Origin of the sequence: Mesorhizobium marinum (genome assembly GCF_040813675.1) — a bacterium.
Lineage (GTDB): Bacteria > Pseudomonadota > Alphaproteobacteria > Rhizobiales > Rhizobiaceae > Mesorhizobium_K > Mesorhizobium_K marinum.
On record NZ_JBFOCI010000003.1, the window covers coordinates 404452 to 426480 of the forward strand.

The window sequence follows — 22029 nt, forward strand, 5'->3', positions numbered from 1 at the left end:
GCAGCGCTACGGCGTCCCCTCGGTTCCGTCGAGATACTGCGTCAGCGCGCTGACCAGGTGATAAAAGATGCTGGCCGGCACCTCGGTCGCCTGCGAACGCCCGCGCTCATCGATGCGATCGATCCACAGCCCGGTCGGCGCCGGGTCGATGTGCCACCGGAACAGCCGCCCCACCCGCGCCTCGACTTCCGGCTTCAGGTCCGGGCCGCCCGAGCCGTCGAGCGCAAGGGCGGCCTTGATGGCTTCCGCCTGCGGCCAACTGCGCGACAGGCGGTCGAGCGGCAGCCCCTGGCGCGAAACCGCGCCGTAGGCGAGCCCCGTCGCGCGGTTCAATCCGTTGGCGATGGCCGACGCGTAGAGCTTCCTGGCGAAGGCGGTCAGTTCCGGTTCGCCGCTCTTGTGCGCGTAGTCGACCAGCAGCGAGGCCCATTCGAAATGATGCCCGGGTTCCGTCCAGCTTCCCGCCTCGCCCGCCTCGGGGTGCCAACTGCCGTCGAAGAACTCACCAAGCGTCCAGCTGTCGGCGTCGAAGAAATGCCGCTTGAAGAGGTCGATGATCCGCCCTGCCCTCTCCAGATACCGACCGTCGCCGGTGACCGTGTGCCAGGCGAGGAAAGCCTCCAGGAGATGCATATGCGGGTTGGAGCGTCGTTTCGCGTGCCGCTGCGGCGTCTCCAGGTAGCCGCCCGCGGCGCGGTCCTCCAGGTGCCTGTCTAGGAACGTCGCCGTCTCCTCGCCCAACCGCAGTGCGTCAGGGTTGCCGCACAGCTGCGCCCAGGCCAGGGCCAGCAGGACGCAGGAATGGTCGTAGGCGTCCTCGACCGGATCGGCGACGCTGCCATCGACATTCAGCGTCCTGACCCAGCCGCCGCGCTCTGTGCGTCCGCTTGCGCCCATGAAGTCCAGGCCCTGAGCGATCAGCCGGTCGGCCGGACCGTCCCAGCCGCGCACCTTGGCGACGGCGAAGGCGTAGACCTGACGCGCCATCGTGCGCATGCGCTTCGGTTTCGGAAGCGGCGACCCGTCGAACCCCAGCGCTTCGTGAAATCCGCCATGGACCTCGTCGACGCCCTTCGTCGACCAGAGCGGCAGCGTTTCGTCGAACAGCCAGTGATGAACCCGCCGCCGCCATGCGCCGCTGACGAGGACGCGGTCGGGCGCGGGCGTGAAGCGCGTTTCGAGCCGGCCGCTGCGCTCGAGTTGCTCGACGATCTTCTTGACGTTCTGCGAGTGGCTGACCGGCGCGGCAAAGGTCGCGTCGGACGTGGCGACGATGGCGACGTTCTTCAGGCCGATGGCTGACAGGAGGCCGCCATCGCTCCGCAAATAGGAATTCTCGCAGTCGATCGCGACGACGTCGCCGACGATGACGTTGCCCTGGCCATCGGCCGGCCCGACATCGAGCAGCGACTGCCACGAACCGAGATCGTTCCAGCGAAAGCCCGCGGGAACCATGGCGATGCGCTCCGCCTTCTCCATGATCGCATAGTCGATCGACGTCGACGGGATCGCCTCGTAGCGGTCGAACGGCATGTAGAGGCCGGAGAGATCGCGGGTCGCACCCGCAAATGCCGCCTCGACTGCTCCCCAGATATCCGGTCGCAGCTTGAGGAACGCCTGTCGCATCGCTCCGGCGCGAAACAGGAAGATGCCGGTGTTCCAGTAGAAGTTGCCCGCCGCGAGATATGCCTCGGCCGTCGCACGGTCCGGTTTCTCCACGAAGCGAGACACGTTCCGCACGCCTTCGCCGCCATCCACCTCGATATAGCCGTAGCCGGTCTCCGGCTGCGTCGGCCTGACGCCGAAGACGACGACGCGGCCGTCCCTGGCCGGCCCCGCGCCTTCGCTGACGGACTGCCAGAACTGGGTGTCGGTCGAGATTTCGTGATCCGAGGGCACGACAAGCATCAGGCAGTCGCCATGCGATGCCAGCGTCTGCAGCGTGGCTACGGCGACAGCCGCCGCCGTGTTCCTTCCGATCGGTTCGAAGATCGCCCCGCCGCCAGCCACGTTCACCTCGGCAAGGGCGTCGTGCACACGGCGGGCATGCTTTTCCGACGCGATCAGGTAGATTGGCGTTTCGCCTTCCGGTCTCGACGCCAGCCGCCGCAGCGTCTTCGCCAGCATCGAGCCGTCGCCCGCGAGGTCGTGGAACTGCTTGGGATTGTCTTCGCGCGACAGCGGCCACAAGCGCGAGCCGACGCCGCCGCTCATAACGTAGCCGACGATCTTCTCACCCATGGTCAGGTCCCGGCCTCCGCTCAGAACGTCTGGTTGTAGGCGCCGACTTCGGGGTTGCGGCGCAGCACCGCGTCGACGGCCTCGAACATTTCCCGGCGCCTCTCCGCCGACACGGGGCTTTCGACAACGACGACCAGTTCGGGCTTGTTCGACGACGCCCGCACCAGCCCCCAGGTGCCGTCCTCGGCCATGATACGAACGCCATTCACCGTCACAAGTCCGGCTATCGGCTGCCCGGCGAATGCCTCGCCCCGCTCATGCATTGCGCGGAGTTCGGCGAGAACCCGCTCAACGACATCGTATTTGACGTCGTCGTCGCAATGCGGCGACATGGTCGGCGTTCCAAACGTCACCGGCAGCGAGGCAAAGAGGTCAGCCATCGACTTTCCGGGATTTCGGTCGAGCATCTGGCAAACCGCGACCGCGGTCACGATGCCATCGTCATAGCCCCGCCCGATCGGCGGGTTGAAGAAGAAATGGCCCGACTTTTCAAACCCGGCGATCGCGCCAAGCTCGGCCACCCGCCTCTTCAGGTGTGAATGGCCTGTTTTCCAGTAGTCGGTGGTGGCTTGGCTCGCCTGGAGCACCGGATCGGTATGGAAGATACCGGTCGACTTCACGTCGACCACGAACTTCGAACCGGGATGCAGCGCGGCGATGTCACGCGCGAGCAGCACGCCCACCTTGTCGGCGAATATCTCGTTCCCGAGATTGTCGACCACGCCGCAGCGATCCCCGTCGCCGTCGAAGCCCAGCCCGATGTCGGCGCCGGTTGCCAGGACCTTGTCGCGGATGGCATGCAGCATGTGCATGTCCTCGGGGTTGGGATTGTAGCGCGGGAAGCGGTTGTCCAGCTCGATATCGAGCGGGATCACCTCGCAGCCGATCCGCTCGAGCGCTTCCGGCGCGAAAGCGCCGGCCGTACCGTTGCCACAGGCGGCGACGACACGCAGCCGGCGCGCGATCCGCACCCCGTCGGTCAGGTCGTCGAGATAGGTCTTCCGGAAGTCCGCAACGAACTCGTAGGCGCCGCCGCCAACGATGTCGAAATCACCGCCAAGCACGATCGCCTTCAGCGCCGACATTTCGGCCGGCCCGAAGGTCAGCGGGCGCTCAGCGCCCATCTTGACCCCCGTCCAGCCATTCTCGTTGTGCGAAGCCGTAACCATGGCGACGGAAGGCGTGTCCAGCGCGAACTGTGCGAAATACGCCATCGGCGAGAGCGCAAGCCCGATATCCTTCACGCGGGCGCCGGCAGCCATCAGCCCGGACACGAGCGCCAGCTTGATCGACAGGGAATAGCTGCGGAAGTCGTGTCCCGTTACGATGTCGGGGCCGATGCCCATGCGCCGGATCAGCGTGCCGAGGCCCATGCCGATCGCCTGGACGCCGACAAGGTTCAGGTCGGGGTTTCGATCCGATCCAGGGTGGCCGAACCACCATCTCGCGTCGTACTCGCGAAACCCCGTCGCCTTGATCAGCGCGTCGGTCTCGAAGGCAAAGCTGTTCGGATCTGCCTCTGCGACAATCTTGAACGGCGCCAACTCAAGCTCCAGATGGATATGGTCATTTCGGCCCCCGCCGGCCGCTTCGATAGCCGTATAGGCGGTGTTGGCAAGGCAGGGAACCGAAAAGCGCAACAGGATGCCGCACGACACCAGAAACATCGACCTTTGGCGCTTGCAGTATGAGAATCGCGCGGCTATAAGCCCGCGTCTGGTCGCGGAGTGTAGCGCAGTCTGGTAGCGCACATCGTTCGGGACGATGGGGTCGCAGGTTCAAATCCTGCCACTCCGACCAGAATTACCCTGAATGGCAGCCCGGCTTCTCGCGATATCGATGATCGTGCGCGTTCGACCGCGCTTCAGAGGCGCTTTGCCATGAACATCGACGTCCCGGCACCCCCGGTGACCGGCCGGTAGCCGAGCGCCGCGTAGAAGCGCTGCGCGCCGCGGTTGCGCGGATGGACGTCGAGGAACAGCCCGGTCGAACCGGCCTTTGCCAGCCTCCCTTCCAGGAACTCCATGCAGCGCCGGCCGACTCCCCTGCCTCGGGCTTCCGGCAGCAGGTCGATGTGGCCGTGCGACGGAAAGTCCGCGAGCGAATCTGGAACGTCGAGGCTTGGATGGTGGATCGCATGGCGCGCCCAGTCGCTGTTGCGCCATGCCGTCCGGTCCTGGCCCGGATCGCGGACGTGCCGCTGCAGCGCCGGATACCAGTCGGCCTCGAGCCTGGCATAAAAGGCTGCCGTGTCGAGTGCCCCGAACAGATAGCCGCTGACGCCCGGTTCCCCCTCGATCACGAAGGCGAGGTCCGGTTCGAGCACCTGGTAGGGCACCGCATAGATCTGCCCCATCAGCGTCGGGTCGTCCTCCCGGGCGGAGGCATCGGCGCCGGCGTCGCCCGTCATCAGGCAGACCCGGCACAGCGCCTCGTGGTCCGCCGCAAGCGCGTGGCGCAGGACGAAGCCGCCGCCAAGGTCGAGGATCATGGCGGAAGGATACGGAAGTCCGCGCCTTCCGGCAGCAGTTGCCCGCCGTCCACGACGATCGTCGTGCCGGTGATGTAGGCCGCCTCGTCGGATGCGAGGAACAGGAATGCGTTGCCGACATCCCGTGGGGTGCCCAACCGGCCGAGCGGTATGGCGTCCTCCATCCCCTTGATGAACGCGGCGCCGCGCTGCTCGCGAATTGCCTCGGTCATGATGTTGCCGGGCTCGACGCCGTTCACGGTGATGCCGTAGCCGGAAAATTCCAGCGCCGCCGAGCGGATGAAGCCGTTGATGCCCGACTTGGTCGCCGAGTAGTGGCCATGGCCCGGGCTCGTCACATGCGGGCCGGTGATCGACGAGGTGAACAGCATGCGCCCGTAGCGCTGCGCCTTCATCGGCGTCAGCGCCGCGCGCGCCGCGTTGAAGGTGCCGCGCAGATTGACCGCCATGACGCGGTCCCAGTCATCCGGGCTGGTGTTCTCGATCAGTTGCCAGGGATAGATGCCGGCATTCTGGACGATGATGTCGAGCCGGCCATGGCGGTCCAGGGCCAGCGCGACAGCGGCCTCCGCGTCGGACATTTTCGATATGTCGGTGCGGACGAAGTCAACGCCGAGTTCGTCCGCGGTTGCCTGGCCGTGCGCCGTGTCGGTGTCCGCCAGAACCAGGTGGGCGCCCTCTTCGCGGAAGCGTTCGGCAATGCCGCGCCCGATGCCGCGCGCCGCGCCGATTATCAGCGCAACCTTTCCGTCGATACGCCCCGTCATGCGAGCCTCTGCCTGATCGTCTGTTTCAGGGTGTCCAGGAGAACCGCCGCCAGCACCAGCAGGCCATGGATGACCTGCGTGAAATTGGCGGGAAGACCCATGAGGTTGATGGCCGTGTTGATCGACGACAGCAGCAGCACGCCTGCATAGACGCCGGGAAGAGAGCCGACGCCGCCCTTGAGGCTGACGCCGCCGATCACCACCGCCGCGAATGCGTTGAACAGCAGGCCGACGCCGAGATTGGCGGTCGCGCCCGAGGTACGGATGGCGAGCAGCCAGCCAGCCATGCCGGCGATGGCGCCGGCGAGTGCGAAGGCGATGATGAGGTTGCGCGTAACCCTGATGCCCGCGCGATAGCTTGCCGTTTCGTTGCCGCCGATCATGATCAGGTGCCGGCCGAACGGCGTCTTGGCCATGATGAAGGAGAAGACGACGAAGCAGGTGATGGCGATCCATGCGGTCAGCGGCAGGCCCATCAGGCGCTGGATGCCGAGCCAGCGGACGGCCGGCGCCAGATCCTGGGCCGAGCGTCCTCCGGAAACCGCGACAACCAGGCCTCGCACCCATATGAAGGAGGCCAGCGTGATGATGAAGGCGCTCATCTTCACCTTGACGATGAGCAAGCCGTTGAGCGAACCGACAAGCCCGCCGACCGCAAGCGCCACGAGCAGCGATGCCGGCGCCATCAGCCATTCGGGCTGCAGCGTCAGTCCCATGCCGATGCCGGCCGAGCAGAACAGGATGCCGACGGCCATGGCGCCGAGCGCGGCCACCGACTCGACCGAAAGGTCCATGTTGCCGGTCATGATGACCAGCGCCAGCCCGATCGACATGACGCCGAGCACGCTAGACGCCTCGATGATGTTGGCGAAGATGCCGAGCTGGAAATAGTTCGGGATGAACAGCGAGAACATCGCCAGTACGAACAGCAGCATGAACCAGACGAGATTGTCGAGGACAAACTCAAGGATGCGGCGCGTGCGTGGGGTCATTGTCTGTCCGTGCGCATTTGGTTGTCAGGGTGGCGCTGGCGATCTCCGCGGGCATTTTGCCCGCCGGATTGCGCCACCCCGGGCAGGTGCAATGCCCTGGCGGGGGGTGGCGCTTTCTCAGGTCCGGGCGATCGGCCTACTCGACCGACTTGATGGTGTCGGCGGGCGGCTTCATGTTGCCCCAGAACGCCGGATTGTCGACGTTTTCCTTGGTGATGGCCGCACCCGGCAGGCGGATGTTCGGTCCCCACGCCTCGATCGTCATGGTGCCGTCGAGCCCGATGACGTCATACTGGCCGGCCTTGATCTCCTGCTTGTTCACGATCTTGTCCATGAACATCGCGACCGCGGCTGCCTGCGCGTAGAGCGGCTGCTCGACCTCGACATTCAGCCAGCCCTTGCGGATCAGGTCGAGGCCGACCGGAGCACCGTTCGAGCTCATCACCATGATGTCGCCGGGCTTCTTGCCGGCCGCCTCGAGCGAGGCCACCGCTGCCACCGAGAGGTGGGCGGCATGGTTGAAGATAAGGTCGATGTCGGGATTGGCGACCAGCTGGTCGGCGACGATCGTGCCGGCGTTCGACGCTTCCCACTGCATGGCCGGGTGCGAGATGATGGTGACCTCCGGATAGGCCTTCATCTTCTCCTCGAAACCCTTCTGGATATCGAGCGTGTACGGGTCGCCGGGGTCGCCGAGGACCTGCAGGACCTTGCCCTTCACCGAGCCGTTCTTGTCCTTGAGCAGCTGCTCGGCGGCAGCGGCCGCCACGTAGCCGATTTCGACGGTGCCGGCCACCGACGTCAATTCGGACGGCGTCGACGTGATCTGGCGGTCGAACTGCACGATCGGGATGCCCGCGGCGCGGACGGCTTCGATCGACGGCTTGAGCGCGTTGAAGTCGACGGCGGCGAGGATGACGGCCGCTGGCTTCAGCGCGATCACGTCATTGACCTGGGTCTGCTGGAGGTCGGTCTTGTTGTCGGCGTTGAGAGTCTTCATCTCGTAGCCGACCTGCTTGAGAAACATCTCGAGCGCGCTGACCGATCCGGTCTGGAATTCGTCGAGCAGCGTCGGCACGAGGTAATAGACCGTACCCTTCGTCTGCGCGAAGGCAGGCGTCAGGGCGGCCATCGCCAGCGCGGCGGCGCCGAAGGCTGCAGATAACAATCGCTTCATCTTTCTCGCTCCTGTTGAGCCGGACCCCTCTTATATGTCCCTCAGCCAGCCGGTCCGGCACCGGCAAGGGATTCTCCGGTGATCATGCCGATCACCGCATCGGGACTGGTTTCGCTGGTTGGAACGTCGCCCGCCACCACGCCCTGGCGGATCACGACGATGCGGTCGGCGACCTGGAACGCCTGCTGCATGATATGCGTGATGATGATGACGCCGATGCCCTGGTTCGCCACATGGCGAATCATCTCGAGGCCGCGCCGGGTCTGCTCGACGCCGAGTGCGGCAAAAGGTTCGTCCAGCAGCACCAGCTTGCCGCCCCAGTGCACGAAGCGGTTGAGCTCGATCGCCTGCCGCTGGCCGCCGGACAGGTGCTCGACCTTCGTGCGCAGCGACGGAATGCGGGTGCCTGCATTGGCCAGCGCCTCCGCGACGACCTTCTCCATCGCGCCTTCGTCCAGCACCGGAACGCCAAGCACCTTGCGGGTGATCTCGCGGCCCATGAAGAAGTTCGCGACCACGTCCACATTGGTGCACAGCGACAGGTCCTGGTAGACCGTCTCGATGCCGGCCGCCTTGGCCTCCGAAGGGGTCTTCGCCAGGAACTCCTTGCCTTCGAAGAGCAGCCGGCCGGAGGTAGGCTCGAGGCCGCCCGAAATGATCTTTACCAGCGTCGACTTGCCCGCGCCGTTGTCGCCGAGCAGCGCCACCACCTCGCCCTTGCCGATGGAGAAGCTGACGCCCTTCAGCGCCTCGATCGCTCCGAAATTCTTCCGGATGTCTTCCAGAACGAGCAGTGACGATGTCATGCCGCGACCTCCCCGCCGCTGAGGACGTCGCGCTCGCGCCCGCCCGTGAACATTTGGCCAAACCGCGGCGACAGGACGCTGGACACCGCGAGCGCCGCCGCACCGCGAAGGACAGAATGCTCGCCACCCTCGGCGATGCGGACGCGCGGCGTCTTGCGATCGCGCCTTGCCGCGACCGAGTTCGGCAGCACCGCCGTCAACTCGACGATGCGTTCGAGCAGGTTCGCCGGTGCAAGTCCGCCCAGCACGATCGTCTCTGGATCGAAGAGGTTCTCGATCGTCGCAATCGCGTTGCGGAATGTCGGCGCAACCGCTTCCAGCCAATCGGCGTCGCCGAGGCCCGAACGCCGCAGCGCATCGAGCGAAAAATAGCGTTCCAGGCAGCCGCGGTTGCCGCACGGACAGGCTTCGCCGTCGGGCACCACCGGGATGTGACCGATCTCCCCGGCATTGCCGGACGCGCCGCGCTGCACCTGCCCTTCGCGAACGAGCGCGCCGCCGAGACCGACGCCGAGATAGAGGAAGTAGTATTCGGAGAACCGCTTGCCGAGGCCGTAGAGGTGTTCGCCAAGTGCCGCCGCGGCCATGTCGGTTTCCAGGAAGGCGGGCAGGCCCGTCGCTTCGGCAAGCCGCTCGCGGATGGCCGTGTTTTCCCATCCGGCCATCGTCGTCGGGCCGACGAAGCTCATGGATTCGACGCCAAAAGGCCCGGGCAGCGCCAAGCCGATGCCGAGCATCCGACCCTTTGGCCGCTGCGCAATCAGCTCGGGGGCCATGGCGCCGATGATCTCGAACGCATCTTCCGGGGAAGCCCCCGCGATGTCCCGGCTCAGGCTGCCGATGACCTCGCCGCTCAGGTCGACCAATCCGGCCTCGACGCTGATCGGCGTGACGTTGACGCCGATCGCGAACCCGCCTTCCGGATTGATCTTGAGCATCGAAGGCGGAAGGCCGCGTCCCTTCGGCTCCTCGCGGACGGACACGAGGTAGTTCTGCTCCTCGAGTTCCCGGACGATGGTCGAGACGGTCTGGACGGTGAGCCCGACGCGCGCGGCGATTTCGCTTCGTGTGGTCAAGGAATGAAGCCGGACGAACTCCAGTACAATCCTGCGATTGTACGGCCGCCCGAATTCCTGGTTCGTCCCTCTGAGCGCCATGAATGACCCTTCGTTAACTCGACAGTACACTCCGCCCCTATTTTGTCAAATGGCTTTCTAAAATCGATCTGGGCCACGTTTGGACGGTCGTCCCGCGGGCAATCGACGGGAATGAGCACCCGCTCGAACGCGTCGTTGCGTGCTGAGACTTGCCGTTGTGCCCGGTCTAAGCGTTGGCGAACCGCTGGTTGTCCACCGCGGCCGCCATCAGGGCACGGGTGTAATCCTGCACGGGGTCGTCGAAGATGCGCTCGGTCTCGCCTTCTTCCACGATCTTTCCCGCCTTCATGACCAGCACGTAGTCCGACATAGCGCGGACCACGGCGAGGTCGTGGCTGATGAACAGGTAGGAGAGCCCGTGCTTCGCCTGCAGGCCGCGCAGCAGGTCGACGATCTGTTTCTGGACCGAGCGGTCCAGCGCCGAAGTCGGCTCGTCGAGGACGACGACGCTCGGCTTCAGGATCATCGCCCGCGCGATCGCGATCCGCTGCCGCTGTCCCCCCGAAAACTCGTGCGGGTAGCGGTTGCGCATGGCCGGATCCAGTTGCACCTCCGCAAGCGCCGCGGCGGCAAGCCCGTCGCGATCCCTGGCCGACAACGCCGGCTGGTGGACGCGCAGCCCCTCGCTCACGATCTGGCCGACCGTCATGCGCGGCGAAAGCGACCCGAACGGATCCTGGAAGACGAGTTGCAGGCCCTTGCGCAAGGGGCGCATGTCGCCGGCCCCAAGACCGGAGATGTCGCGTCCGGCGAACAGGACCTCGCCGTCGCTCGGCATCAGCCGCAGCATGGCGCGCCCGAGCGTCGACTTGCCCGAGCCGGACTCGCCGACGATGCCGATCGTCTGCCCCCGCCGCAGGGCGAGCGAGACGTGATCGACGGCCCGCAACGCAAGCTTGCTGGCCAGGAATCCGCCGCCGATCTCGAAGGTGACCGACACCTCCCTGCCCTCGAGCAGCACCGGCGCGGCATCCGGCACCGGCGACTTGTGGCCTTCTGGCTCGGCCGCGAGCAGCATCCTGGTGTAGTCGTGCTGTGGGGCCGAGAGCACGCGGTCGGTCGGCCCCTCCTCGACGACCATCCCCTCGCGCATCACATAGACCCGGTCGGCCAGCCGGCGCACGATGTTCAGGTCGTGCGTGATGAATACGATCGCCATGCCGAGCTTGGCCTGCAGTTCGGCCAGCAAGGCGAGGATCTGGGCCTGGATAGTGACGTCGAGCGCCGTCGTCGGTTCGTCGGCGATCAGGATTTCGGGGTTGTTGGCCAACGCCATGGCGATCATGACGCGCTGGCGCTGCCCGCCGGACAGTTCGTACGGATAGGACCGCATCCGCCGCTCGGGCTCCGGTATCCGCACCAGTTCGAGCAGCCGCAGCGCCTCGGCCCTGGCCTTTGCCCGCGACAGACCCTGGTGCCGCCTGATCGGCTCGATCAACTGGTTCCCGATCGTGTAGAGCGGATCGAGCGAGGTCATCGGCTCCTGGAAGATCATGCTGATCTTCCTGCCGCGGATGGCGTTGATCGCCGCCTTGTCGAGTTCAAGCAGGTTCTGGCCACGGTAGTCGGCGCGGCCGGTGGCGCGGCCGTTCGACGCCAGAAGCCGCATCGCGGCCATCATCGTCTGGCTCTTGCCCGATCCGGATTCGCCGACGATCGCGACGGTCTCGCCGGCGGCAAGCCGGATGTCGACGCCGCGCACCGCCTCGACGGTGCCGTCAAGCGTGTCGAACGAGACGCGCAGGCCGCGAATGGAGAGGATCGGCTCCGGCATGCTCAGCGATCCTTCGGATCGAGTGCGTCGCGCAATCCGTCGCCGACGAAATTCAGCGCGAACAGCGTGGACACCAGGAACAGGGCCGGAAAGACCAGCAGCCAGTTGGCGCTGCCGATGTTCTTGGCGCCGGCCGAGATCAGCACGCCCCAGCTGGTCATCGGCTCCTGGACGCCGAGCCCGAGAAAGGAGAGGAAACTCTCCAGGATGATCACATGCGGCACCAGAAGCGTCATGTAGATGACGACCGGACCGAGCAGGTTGGGCACGACATGCCGCAGCAGGATGCCGGTTTGGGTGACGCCCAGCGCCTCGGCCGCCTGGATGTATTCCTGCCTGCGGATCGACAGCGCCTGGCCGCGCACGATACGCGCCATGTCCAGCCAGAGCACCGCGCCGACGGCGAGGAACATCAGCACGAAATTGCGGCCGAAGAACACCACCAGCATGATGACGAAGAAGATGAACGGCAGCGAATAGAGCACGTCGACGATTCGCATCATGATCTCGTCGGTGCGACCGCCGAGAAAACCCGCGGTTGCGCCGTAGAGGACGCCGATCACAACGGCGGTCATGCCCGCGAGCAGGCCGATCGACAGCGAGATCCGCCCGGCCATCAGCGTCCTCGACAACAGGTCGCGCCCGACATTGTCGGTGCCGAGCAGGAAGTACTGCTGCTTGATGGCGGCGCTCATCACCATCGCGAGCCCGTCGTCCGCCCTGCTCTCCACCCTGGCGTCATGGAACGTGTCGGAGCGCTCGAGATAGCGCAGGTTGCGCTCGTCGATCGCCCGGCCCGACGTGACCTCGACGAAGACCCGGTCGCCTTCCTGGGTCCAGCCGCCCGGTTCGACGCGCATGCGCCGCAGCACGTCGTTGAGCGCTGACTCGACCATGTCGGCCTTCGGGTAGGCCGTCAGGCTGGGTGGCGTGCGCACGTAGTCGGCATAGATGGTCGTGTAGTTGTGCGGCACGAGCCATGGCCCGACGATGCAGGCCACCGTCATCAGAACCAGGAAGATCAGGCTGGCCATCGCCGCCCGGTTGGCGCGCATGCGGGCCCAGGCATCGCTCCACAACGATCGCCCGCCCGGCAGCTCGGTCGGGCCATTGGTGTCAAGGGCCGCGTCAGTCATAGCGCACCCGCGGATCGAGCACCGCGTAGATGATATCGACGATGAGGTTGAAGACGATGGTGAAGATGGCGATCACCACCACCGTCCCCATGACGAGCGTGTAGTCCCGGTTCAGGGCCGCATCGACGAAGTAGCGGCCGACGCCCGGGATGGCGAAGATCGTCTCGACGATCACCGATCCGGTCAGCAGGGCTGCCGCCGCCGGGCCGGCATAGGAGACGATCGGCAGCACCGCCCCGCGCAGCGCATGCTTCACGATCACCGACATGTCGGACAGGCCGAGCGCGCGCGCCGTCCTGATGTGGTGCGCCCGAAGCGCCTCTATCATCGAGCCGCGCATCAGCCGCGCCACGATGGCGATCTGCGGCAGGGCCAGCGTCAGCACCGGCCCGATCTTGTTGACGAAGGCACCGTCTCCCCAGCCGCCGATCGGCAAGAGGTTCCAGGTCAGCCCGAACACGAGCTGGATGATCGGCGCGATGACGAAGGTGGGAATGGTGGTGCCGGCCGTCGCCGTCGCGATCACCGCATAGTCGGCGGCCCGGTTCTGGTTGAGGGCGGCAATCGTGCCCAGCGTGCCGCCGACGATGAGGGCCAGCAGCAGCGCCATGGCGCCGAGCTGCACCGAGATCGGCAGGCCGGCGGCGAACAGTTCGGTGACGGTGAAATCGGGAAGATTGTAGCTGGGACCGAAATTTCCCTGCCCGAGGTTCTTGAGGTAGTTGACGTATTGCAGCCAGAGCGGGTCGTCGAGGCCGAACTGCGCCTCGATGTTCGCCTTGATCTCGGGGCTGAGGCCGCGCTCCTGGTTGAACGGGCCGCCTGGCGCTATCCGGATCAGGAAGAAGGCCAGCGTGACGACGACGAACAGCGTCGGTATGGCGGTCAGCAACCGCCGCAGGACATAGAGCAGCATCGAAACCCGGCCTCGGTGGGCGGAAGGGCGGCGCTCGCGACGAGCGCCGCCATCCCGTTCACTGCTTGCTGATGAAGCGGGTCGGGTGCACGTCCATCACGTTCGACTCGAAGCCGACGATCTTGGGCGAGACCAGGTTCTTGTAGGAGTAGTAGAGCAGCGGGATCTGGCCGACCTCGTCGATGAGCACCCGTTCTGCTTCTGCAAGATCCTGCATACGCAGTTGGGGCTTGCCGCCGTCAGCGGCCGCCTTGTCCATCAGTTCCTCGAATTTTGGGCTGTCATAGTCGGAGTAGTTGTTGCCGGACGCCTTGCGCGAAATGCCGAGGAAGCTCTCGGGATCCTTGTAGTCGGCGATCCAGCCGGCACGCGCCACGTCGAAATCGCCCTTCTGCTCGAGATGGCCGTAGTGCGTCTTGGTGTCGGTGTTGACCATGGTCACCTCGATCCCGAGCGGCTTGAGCTGCTCCTGGATGGCCACCGCGGTGTTCTTGTGGTTCTCCGACGTGTTGTAGCGGATCTCCATCTTCAGAGGGTTGTCAGGCGTGTAGCCAAGTTTTTCGAGGATGGCCTTGGCCTTGTCCTCGCGGTCGATCTGGGATTCCTCGGCGAAGCTGGCAAGCGCCGGCTCATACCCTTCGATGCCGGGCGGCACCATGGAGTATCCCGGCAGCATCGAGTTCTGCCAGACCTTCTCGGCCAGGAAATCGCGGTCGATCGCCATCGACACCGCGTTGCGCAGCTCGACGTTGTCCCACGGCGCCTTCGTCGTCTTGATCGCGTAGTAGTAGGTGCCGAGGTAGGGGCCAATGCGCAGCTGGTCGCCGAACTTCGCCTTCAGGTCGGCCAGCTGCTCGGTCGGAATGTCGTCGTTGGTGTCGAGTTCGCCCGCTTCGAAACGCTTGATGGCCGTGGAGCGGTCTTCCGTCGGGTAATAGTTCACGACGTCGATCTTCACGTTCGCCGCGTCATGGAACTTGGGGTTCTTGACCAGCTTGATGTGGTCGTTCGGTGTGAATTCGGCGAGCGTGTAGGCGCCGTTGGAAACCAGGTTGCCCGGCTTGATCCAGTCAGCGCCGAGCTTCTCGATCGACGCCCTGTTCACTGGGTAGGTCGACTGATGGGTCAGCATTTCGAGGAAATAGGGCGTCGGCGACTTCAGCGTCACCTCGAACGTCGTCGCATCGACAGCGCGTACGCCGAGTTCCTCGGGCTTCGCCTTGCCGGTGTTAACCTCCTCGCCGTTCTTCACGACGTAGAGCATCGACGAATATTCGGCGCCTGTCGCGGGATCCTCCAGGCGGCGGAAGGCGTAGACGAAATCGTCGGCGGTGACCGGCGTGCCGTCCGACCAGACGCCGTCCGGCCGCAGCTTGAACGTGTAGACCAGCCCGTCGTCGGAAACCGTCCAGCTTTCCGCGGCGCCGGGGATCAGCTCGGCGTTCTGATCCTGCATGACGAGACCCTCGAAGAGGTCGCGCAGGATGTGCGCTTCGTAGACCGTCGACGTCTTGTGCGGATCGAGCGATTCCGGATCGGCGGAATTGCCGCGGTTGAAGACGACCTCGGACAGGGCCGGCGATACGAACGCGCCACCGGCCACAAGAAGGGTGGACGCGAAGACCGTCGCGCCGAGCAGTTTTTTCAGCATTTCCGGATTCTCCCATTGTTGGGCGCCCCTTTGTCGGGGTCGCCTGCTTCTGCTGAGGCAATCCGGTCACTCCGACGGAAGCCAGAGCAGGGCGGCTTGTTTGCCGCCATATGCGCTCAACCTATCAGCAGCCGGCGCGAATTCAACGGTGCGATGACTTACCCAGAGGAACGCCCCGAACGGCCCTAGAGTACTCGGCCGATGTAGCATCCGAGCGGCTGCAGCGTGATCGCCAGGCCATCCAGCCTGGCGTTGCGCTCGGGAAATTCGAGTTCCTCGAAGATCAGCGTTCCCGGCGGCAGCGTCCAGCTTCGCTCTTCCCCGGCGAAATTGAACACGCAGATGAGTTTCTCGGCATTCGCCTCCCGGAAAAAGGCAAGCACGTCGTCGGCCGCATCGATGAACGTTATCGACCCGCGCTTCAGAGCCCCGTGCTGGCTGCGCAGGGCCAGCATCGCCCTGTAGCGGGCGAGAACCGAGTTGGCATCCGCCGACTGAAGGTCGGCTGCGCGCCCCAGATGCTCGGCAGGGATGGGCAGCCAGGGCTTGGCCGTCGAGAAACCGGCGTTCGGCGCATCGGCATCCCAGACGAACGGCGTACGGCACCCGTCACGGCCCTTGAAACCCGGCCAGAACCGGATCCCGTAGGGATCGCGCAGGTCCTCGAACGCGATGTCCGCTTCGGTGAGCCCGAGTTCCTCTCCCTGGTAGAGGCAGATCGAGCCGCGCAGGCAGGCGAGCAGCGAGATGGCGAACTTCGCCACACGGTCTGTATCCTCGCCCGGACGCGCCCAGCGCGTGGCATGACGCACCACGTCGTGGTTGGAGAAGGCCCAGCAGACCCAGCCGTCGGCGACCTGCTTTTCGTAGGCCTCGACGCAGCCGCGGACATGCGCGGCGGAGAATTGCGGGCCGAGCAGGTCGAAGGTGTAGCACATGTTGAGGCGTTGGCTGCCGCTGGTGTAGGCGGCGACGGTCTGCAGGGATCGATCCTCGTCTCCGACCTCGCCGACCGAGGCGCGTCCCTCGTAGTGATCGAGCAATGCCCTGAAACGCTTCAGGAAATCGAGATTTTCCGGCTGCGTCTTGTCGAACAGGTGCGACTGGTAGAGGTAGGGGTTCGTCTCGGCGATGGTGCCCGCGACCGCCTCGGCCAGGGGCGGATTGCTGCGCAGCCAGCGGTCGTGCACGTAGTAGTTAACCGTATCCAGCCGGAACCCGTCGACGCCGCGGTCGAGCCAGAACCTGACGGCGTCCAGCAGCGCATCCTGCACGTCCGGATTGTGGAAGTTGAGGTCGGGCTGGGCAGAGAGAAAGTTGTGCAGATAGTACTGCCGGCGAACCGAATCCCATTCCCAGGCCGAGCCGCCGAAGACCGACAGCCAGTTGCTGGGCGCTGTGCCGTCCGGCCTGGCGTCCGCCCAGACATACCAGTCGGCCTTTGCGTTGGTCCGGTCGGACCGGCTCTCCACGAACCACGGGTGCCTGTCCGACGTATGCGACAGGACCTGGTCGATGATCACCTTCAGCCCGTGCCTGTGCGCTTCCGCCAGCAGAGCGTCAAAATCCTCGAGGTCGCCGAACATCGGATCGACGGCGCGATAGTCGGAAACGTCGTACCCCATGTCCGCCATCGGCGACTTGAAGAACGGAGACAGCCAGATTGCCGTAACGCCCAGTTCCGCGACGTACCCCATACGCCTTGCGACGCCACGCAGGTCGCCTCCGCCGCTGCCGCTCGTGTCCTGGAAGGAGCGCGGGTAGACCTGATAAATCGAACAGCCCCGCCACCAGTCCGCGTTGCGCCCCGCATCGTTCATCGACTGCCCTTCCCGCCGCCGGACGTCTCTTCGACCGCGATCGCAACCGACCGCGCCGCCACCGTCCAATCCGCCTCTGCCCGCTCCTGCCCGCCGGGCTGGAGCCGCCTCCAGCGGAATTCATCGCGCAATGGCAGGCGGAAGGAAACCCCCTCGTCGCCCCCGTTGACGACGACTGCGAGCCGACCGCCTGACCGGGTTCCGCTCGCCAGGACCATGGTGAGGTGCCGGCGCCCGGGATCCTCCCATTGTTCGACGGAAAGCGGGACACCGGCCTCGTCGAGCCAGGCAACGTCGGCGACGCCACCGTCGGTCTCGCCGGCGAGAAACGCCGCGTCGCCCAGCACCGGACTTGCCTTCCGTATCGCCGCGAGCGCAAACGCGTAGGCTTCCAGCGCAACGTCGCGGCCCCTCCAGTCCAGCCAGGTCAGTTCGTTGTCCTGCGCATAGGCGTTGTTGTTGCCGCGTTGCGTGCGCCCGAACTCGTCGCCGGCCGACAGCATGATCGCGCCCCGCGACAGGAAGAGGGTCGCCAGCAGGGCGCGGGCGTCGCGCACTCGCCGCTCGGCGATCACCGCGTCGTCGCTGCCGCCCTCGACGCCGTTGTTCCAGGAAAAATTCTCATTGTGGCCGTCACGGTTGTCTTCGCCGTTGGCTTCGTTGTGCTTCTCCGAGAAGGCGCAGGTGTCCGCCAGCGTCATCCCGTCATGGGCCGCGACGAAGTTGACCGTGCGCGTCACGCGCTCCCCGTTTCTCCGGAAGACGTCGGACGACCCCGCGAGCCTGGTCGCCAGAGCGCCCAGCGTCGATGCATCGCCGCGCCAGAACCGGCGCATGTCGTCGCGGTAGCGGTCGTTCCACTCCAGGAAGCGTCCGGGAAAATTGCCGAGCTGGTAGCCGCCCGGCCCGATGTCCCAGGGTTCGGCGATCAATACAGTGTCGGCGAGCACCGGATCGGAGGCCAGCGCGGCAAGCATGGGAGCCTGCGGATCGAAGCCGTGCTCCGTCCGCCCGAGCACCGTTGCGAGGTCGAAGCGAAAACCGTCGACGCCTGCATGGCGCACGAAATGCCTGAGCGCGTCGAGGACCAGCCGCTGCACCATCGGCTGGCTGCAATCGACCGTGTTGCCGGTGCCGGTGTCGTTGACCAGCGAGCCGTCCCCGTCGTGGCGATAGTAGGTTCTCGCGTCGATACCGCGCATCGACAGCGTCGGGCCGAACACGTCGCTTTCCCCGGTATGGTTGAACACCAGGTCGAGGATGACGCCGATCCCTGCGGCGTGCAGCGCATCCACGGCAGCCCGCAGTTCCGCCAGCCCGCCGGGCGCCAGCCTGGGCTCGATCGCCATGAAGGAGACGGGATTGTAGCCCCAGGCGTTGCGCAGGCCGAGCGGCGGAAGGTGCCTTTCGTCGATCCAGGCGATGATCGGCATCAACTCGACTGCCCCGACCCCGAGCTTGAGCAGATGGTCGATGATTGCCGGATGGCCGAGTGCGGCCACGGTCCCGCGGATGTCCTCGGGGATGGCGGGGTGCAGCTTGGTGAAGGCGCGCACGTTGAGTTCGTAGATCAGGCCATCTGGCGCGAGTCCGAGCGGCTTTCGCCGAACCGGCGGCGGGGGCGAGGCTACAAACGCCTTCGGGACCAGGGGCGCCGTGTCGCCGCCTTCGCCGCGCCGCGCTCCCAACCTGGCGTCATAGGCGTAGGGGCCGTCGATCTCGATGGCATAGGGGTCGACCAGCAGCTTGTCCGGATCGAACCATAGGCCACGCTCCGGCGCATAGGCGCCATCGGCGCGCAGCCCGTAGCGCTGCCCGGCCTTCAGGCCCGCAACGGATAGCGAGAAAATCCGGTCGCCGTCGCTGCGCATCTCGAGGCGATCGGTTTCTCGCATCCCCTTCTTGTCGAACAGCGACAGCCAGATGCGCTCGGCCGCACCGGACCACACGGCGAAGCGGACGCCGTCTGCCGCTGCATGCGCGCCGAGCAGCGGCCCGGCCGGGTCCCGCGGCCCCGTCAGGTGATCACGCTCGGCTTGTTGCGGCCGGTATGGCTGCGAATGCCGGCGATCTCGTCGGCTGCCGCGATCAGGTCGGCCAGCGCCTCCTGCGTATCGAGGTCGTGGCGCAGCTTGTCCGGTTCGTAGCGCTCGATATAGACGCGCAGCGTCGCGCCTGACGTGCCGGTGCCCGACAGCCGGAAAACGACACGCGAGCCTCCGTCGAACAGGACCCGCAGGCCCTGGTTGCGGCTCACCGAACCGTCGACCGGATCGTGGTAGGCGAAATCGTCGGCAGCCACGATCTTCAGGCCGCGGACGCTGGTCCCCGGCAAGGTACCGAGCTTGCCGCGCAGTTCTGCGACCAGCGCGTTGGCGCGGTCGGTCTCCACTTCCTCGTAGTCGTGGCGCGAATAGTAGTTTCGGCCGTAGGTCGCCCAATGCCGTTCGGCTATCTCCTTCACGCTCTCCCCACGAGCGGCCAGGATGTTGAGCCACAGAAGCACGGCCCAGACGCCGTCCTTCTCGCGCACATGGTCCGAGCCCGTGCCCGCGCTTTCCTCCCCGCAGATGGTCGCCTTGCCGGCGTCGAGCAGGTTGCCGAAGAACTTCCAGCCGGTCGGGGTCTCGTACATGCCGATGCCGAGTTTTTCGGCCACCCGGTCGGCCGCGCCGCTTGTCGGCATGGAGCGTGCGATGCCCTTCAGCCCCTTGCGGTAGCCCGGAGCGAGCCGCGCATTGGCGGCCAGCATCGCCAGCGAGTCCGACGGGGTGATGAATATCCCCTTGCCGATGATCAGGTTGCGGTCGCCGTCGCCGTCCGATGCCGCCCCGAAGTCAGGCGCGTCGGGGCCCATCATCTCGTCGTAGAGGTGCTTGGCGTGCACAAGGTTCGGGTCGGGATGGTGCCCGCCGAAGTCGGGCAGCGGGACGAAATTGCGGGCAGTGCCGTCCGGCGCGCCGAGACGCTTTTCGAAAATCTCCTTGGCGTAGGGGCCGGTCACGGCATGCATGGCGTCGAAGCGCATGCGGAAGCCATTCGTGAACATCGTCCGGATCGCCTCGAAATCGAACAGGCTCTCCATCAACGCCGCGTAGTCGGCAACCGGATCGATGACCTCGACCGTCATGTCGCCCATCAGCACGGTTCCAACCTTGTCGATGTCCACCGGCGCGAGGTCGGCGATCTTGTAGCCGCCGATCGTCCTGGTGCGCTCGAAGATCCTGTCGGTGATGGTCTCCGTCGCCGGGCCGCCATTTTCGCCGTTGTACTTGATGCCGAAATCCTCATGCGGCCCGCCCGGATTGTGGCTTGCCGAAAGGATGATGCCGCCGAAAGCCCCGTATTTGCGGATCACGTTGGAGGCCGCGGGCGTCGAGAGGATGCCGCCCTGCCCGACCATCACCTTGCCGAAGCCGTTGGCGGCGGCCATGCGGATCACGACCTGGATCACCTCGCGGTTGTAGAAACGGCCGTCGCCGCCGAGCACCAGCGTCTTGCCCTTGAAACCGTCGAGGCTGTCGAAGATCGATTGCACGAAGTTCTCGACATAGTTCTCCTGCTGGAAGACCGGCACCTTCTTGCGCAGGCCCGACGTACCGGGCTTCTGGTCATCGTAGGGCGTGGTGACGACGGTGCGAAACATTCAGGCGGTCCTTCTCGCGACGAGCGAACGGTAGAGATCGGCATATTTCGCGGCGCTCCTGTCCCAGGACAGGTCGGCCTTCATGCCCTGGCGCTGGATCGTCGCCCAGGCTTTCGGCGCCTCGTGCGCCGCGATCGCACGCTTGACGGCATGGACCAGCGCGTGCCCGCTTTCAGGCTCGAACTGAAAACCGGTCGCCACGCCCGCCGCAAGCGCCGCCTCGTTGGCGTCGATCACCGTGTCCGCCAGCCCCCCGGTGCGGGCGACGATCGGCACGCAGCCGTAGCGCAGCCCGTAGAGCTGCGTCAGTCCGCATGGCTCGAAGCGCGACGGAATGAGGATCGCGTCGCAGCCGCCCTGCATAAGGTGCGACAGCCCCTCGTCGTAGCCGATCACCACGCCGACGCGTCCGCTGTGGCGGGCCGCCGCCGCAAGCAGCGCGCCTTCGAGGGCGGCGTCGCCCGAACCCAGCACCGCCAGTCGCATCCCGCTCGCGACGAGTTCGTCGAGCACGCCGGCCATGACGTCGAGGCCCTTCTGCCAGGTCAGGCGGCTGACCACGCAGAACAGCGGGCTGCCGTCATGCACCAGTCCGAAGCGCTCCTCGACGGCTTTCCTGTTCGCGGCGCGGGCCTTCAGCGTCTTGGCCGAGTACGTGGCCTTCAGCTGCCCGTCGGTCTCGGGATCCCAAATGTCGACATCGATCCCGTTGACGATGCCCGTCAGGTCCTCGGCACGCTGCGCGATCAGACCGTCGAGCCCCATGCCGAACTCCGGCGTGCCGATTTCCACCGCGTAGGTCGGGCTGACCGTCGTGATCGCCCAGGCAGCCTGCAGACCCGCCTTCAGGTAGCCTACGCCGCCATAGTACTCGACGCCGTCCAGGCTCATTGCCGCCACTGGCAGGCCGAGCTCGGCAAATATCCCCGCGCCGAAACGGCCCTGGAACGCAAGGTTGTGGACCGTGATGACGCTCGGCGTGTCGGCGGCCTTGCCGTATCGCATGTAGGCGAGGGTCAGCGCCGCCTGCCAGTCATGAACGTGGACGAGGTCCGGGACGAACGCCGGGATCGCCCCCTCCGCGATGTCTGCGCCGACGAAGCCAAGCGCCGCGAAACGGCGCCAGTTGTCCGGCCAGTCCATTCCGCTTGCATCGCCGTAGGGGCCGCCGGCTCGCTCGAAAAGATGCGGCGCATCCAGGATCAGCAGGTCGAGGCCGGACGCTTTCGCGGCAAAGACGGAGGCCTTCCCACCATGCAGGTCCGGATAGCTCAGCAGCGGTACGCTCGGCGCGACGGCAGCCAGCACTTGGGGAAAGCCGGGCACGAGGGTCTTCGTGGCAATGCCTTGCCGGGCGAGCGCGATCGGCAGCGCGCCGGTCACGTCGGCCAGGCCGCCGGTCTTGATGAGCGGATAGATTTCGGGAGTAACCGCGAGAACCTGCATCAAGCCTTG

The 22029-nt window shown here is 65.9% G+C and carries 16 protein-coding genes and 1 tRNA gene; 1 reads left to right on the forward strand and 16 read right to left on the reverse strand.

Annotation, left to right across the window (positions count from 1 at the left end; all coding sequences use genetic code 11):
- Positions 1 to 6 precede the first annotated feature (6 nt).
- Positions 7 to 2241 (reverse strand): AGE family epimerase/isomerase, encoded by a 2235-nt coding sequence (locus ABUE31_RS12810; protein ID WP_367723992.1) that lies wholly within the window; start codon positions 2239 to 2241, stop codon positions 7 to 9.
- Between the two features lie 20 nt (positions 2242 to 2261).
- Entirely contained in the window at positions 2262 to 3785 is a 1524-nt protein-coding gene (locus tag ABUE31_RS12815) for a phosphomannomutase/phosphoglucomutase (RefSeq protein WP_367723993.1), read from the reverse strand.
- 179 nt (positions 3786 to 3964) lie between these two features.
- Here ABUE31_RS12815 and ABUE31_RS12820 point away from each other — a divergent pair.
- Positions 3965 to 4041, forward strand: a tRNA-Pro gene (locus tag ABUE31_RS12820).
- Positions 4042 to 4105: 64 nt separating this feature from the next.
- Here ABUE31_RS12820 and ABUE31_RS12825 read toward each other — a convergent pair.
- From ABUE31_RS12825 to glgA, 14 genes are all read right to left on the reverse strand, one after another.
- Positions 4106 to 4732, reverse strand: coding sequence for a GNAT family N-acetyltransferase (locus ABUE31_RS12825; RefSeq protein ID WP_367723994.1), 627 nt, complete (start codon positions 4730 to 4732; stop codon positions 4106 to 4108).
- Complete coding sequence (locus tag ABUE31_RS12830) at positions 4729 to 5499, reverse strand: SDR family NAD(P)-dependent oxidoreductase (protein ID WP_367723995.1); 771 nt, start codon at positions 5497 to 5499, stop codon at positions 4729 to 4731. The genes ABUE31_RS12825 and ABUE31_RS12830 overlap by 4 nt, the downstream gene beginning before the upstream one ends.
- Complete coding sequence (locus ABUE31_RS12835) at positions 5496 to 6491, reverse strand: ABC transporter permease (RefSeq protein WP_367723996.1); 996 nt, start codon at positions 6489 to 6491, stop codon at positions 5496 to 5498. Before ABUE31_RS12835 ends, ABUE31_RS12830 begins: the two co-directional genes overlap by 4 nt.
- 136 nt (positions 6492 to 6627) lie before the next feature.
- Positions 6628 to 7668, reverse strand: coding sequence for a sugar ABC transporter substrate-binding protein (locus ABUE31_RS12840; RefSeq protein ID WP_367723997.1), 1041 nt, complete (start codon positions 7666 to 7668; stop codon positions 6628 to 6630).
- Positions 7669 to 7709: 41 nt separating this feature from the next.
- Positions 7710 to 8474 (reverse strand): ATP-binding cassette domain-containing protein, encoded by a 765-nt coding sequence (locus tag ABUE31_RS12845; protein WP_367723998.1) that lies wholly within the window; start codon positions 8472 to 8474, stop codon positions 7710 to 7712.
- Positions 8471 to 9631, reverse strand: a complete 1161-nt coding sequence (locus tag ABUE31_RS12850; protein WP_367723999.1) for an ROK family transcriptional regulator — start codon at positions 9629 to 9631, stop codon at positions 8471 to 8473. The genes ABUE31_RS12845 and ABUE31_RS12850 overlap by 4 nt, the downstream gene beginning before the upstream one ends.
- A gap of 166 nt (positions 9632 to 9797) precedes the next feature.
- A complete protein-coding gene (locus tag ABUE31_RS12855; RefSeq protein ID WP_437344117.1) occupies positions 9798 to 11405 on the reverse strand; it encodes an ABC transporter ATP-binding protein in 1608 nt (535 codons plus the stop codon).
- A gap of 2 nt (positions 11406 to 11407) precedes the next feature.
- A complete protein-coding gene (locus tag ABUE31_RS12860) occupies positions 11408 to 12541 on the reverse strand; it encodes an ABC transporter permease (RefSeq protein WP_367724000.1) in 1134 nt (377 codons plus the stop codon).
- Positions 12534 to 13457 carry an ABC transporter permease subunit gene (locus ABUE31_RS12865; RefSeq protein ID WP_367724001.1) on the reverse strand — a complete coding sequence of 308 codons (924 nt, stop codon included), beginning with the start codon at positions 13455 to 13457 and terminating at the stop codon, positions 12534 to 12536. The genes ABUE31_RS12860 and ABUE31_RS12865 overlap by 8 nt, the downstream gene beginning before the upstream one ends.
- A 58-nt stretch (positions 13458 to 13515) precedes the next feature.
- Complete coding sequence (locus ABUE31_RS12870) at positions 13516 to 15108, reverse strand: peptide ABC transporter substrate-binding protein (RefSeq protein ID WP_367724002.1); 1593 nt, start codon at positions 15106 to 15108, stop codon at positions 13516 to 13518.
- Between the two features lie 185 nt (positions 15109 to 15293).
- Complete coding sequence (bglA, locus tag ABUE31_RS12875) at positions 15294 to 16928, reverse strand: beta-galactosidase BglA (protein ID WP_367724003.1); 1635 nt, start codon at positions 16926 to 16928, stop codon at positions 15294 to 15296.
- Positions 16925 to 18949, reverse strand: a complete 2025-nt coding sequence (glgX, locus tag ABUE31_RS12880; protein ID WP_437344121.1) for a glycogen debranching protein GlgX — start codon at positions 18947 to 18949, stop codon at positions 16925 to 16927. The genes bglA and glgX overlap by 4 nt, the downstream gene beginning before the upstream one ends.
- Entirely contained in the window at positions 18946 to 20574 is a 1629-nt protein-coding gene (locus tag ABUE31_RS12885; RefSeq protein WP_367724004.1) for an alpha-D-glucose phosphate-specific phosphoglucomutase, read from the reverse strand. Before ABUE31_RS12885 ends, glgX begins: the two co-directional genes overlap by 4 nt.
- On the reverse strand, positions 20575 to 22020 hold the full coding sequence (gene glgA, locus ABUE31_RS12890; protein ID WP_367724005.1) for a glycogen synthase GlgA: 1446 nt from the start codon (positions 22018 to 22020) through the stop codon (positions 20575 to 20577).
- Positions 22021 to 22029: the final 9 nt, after the last annotated feature.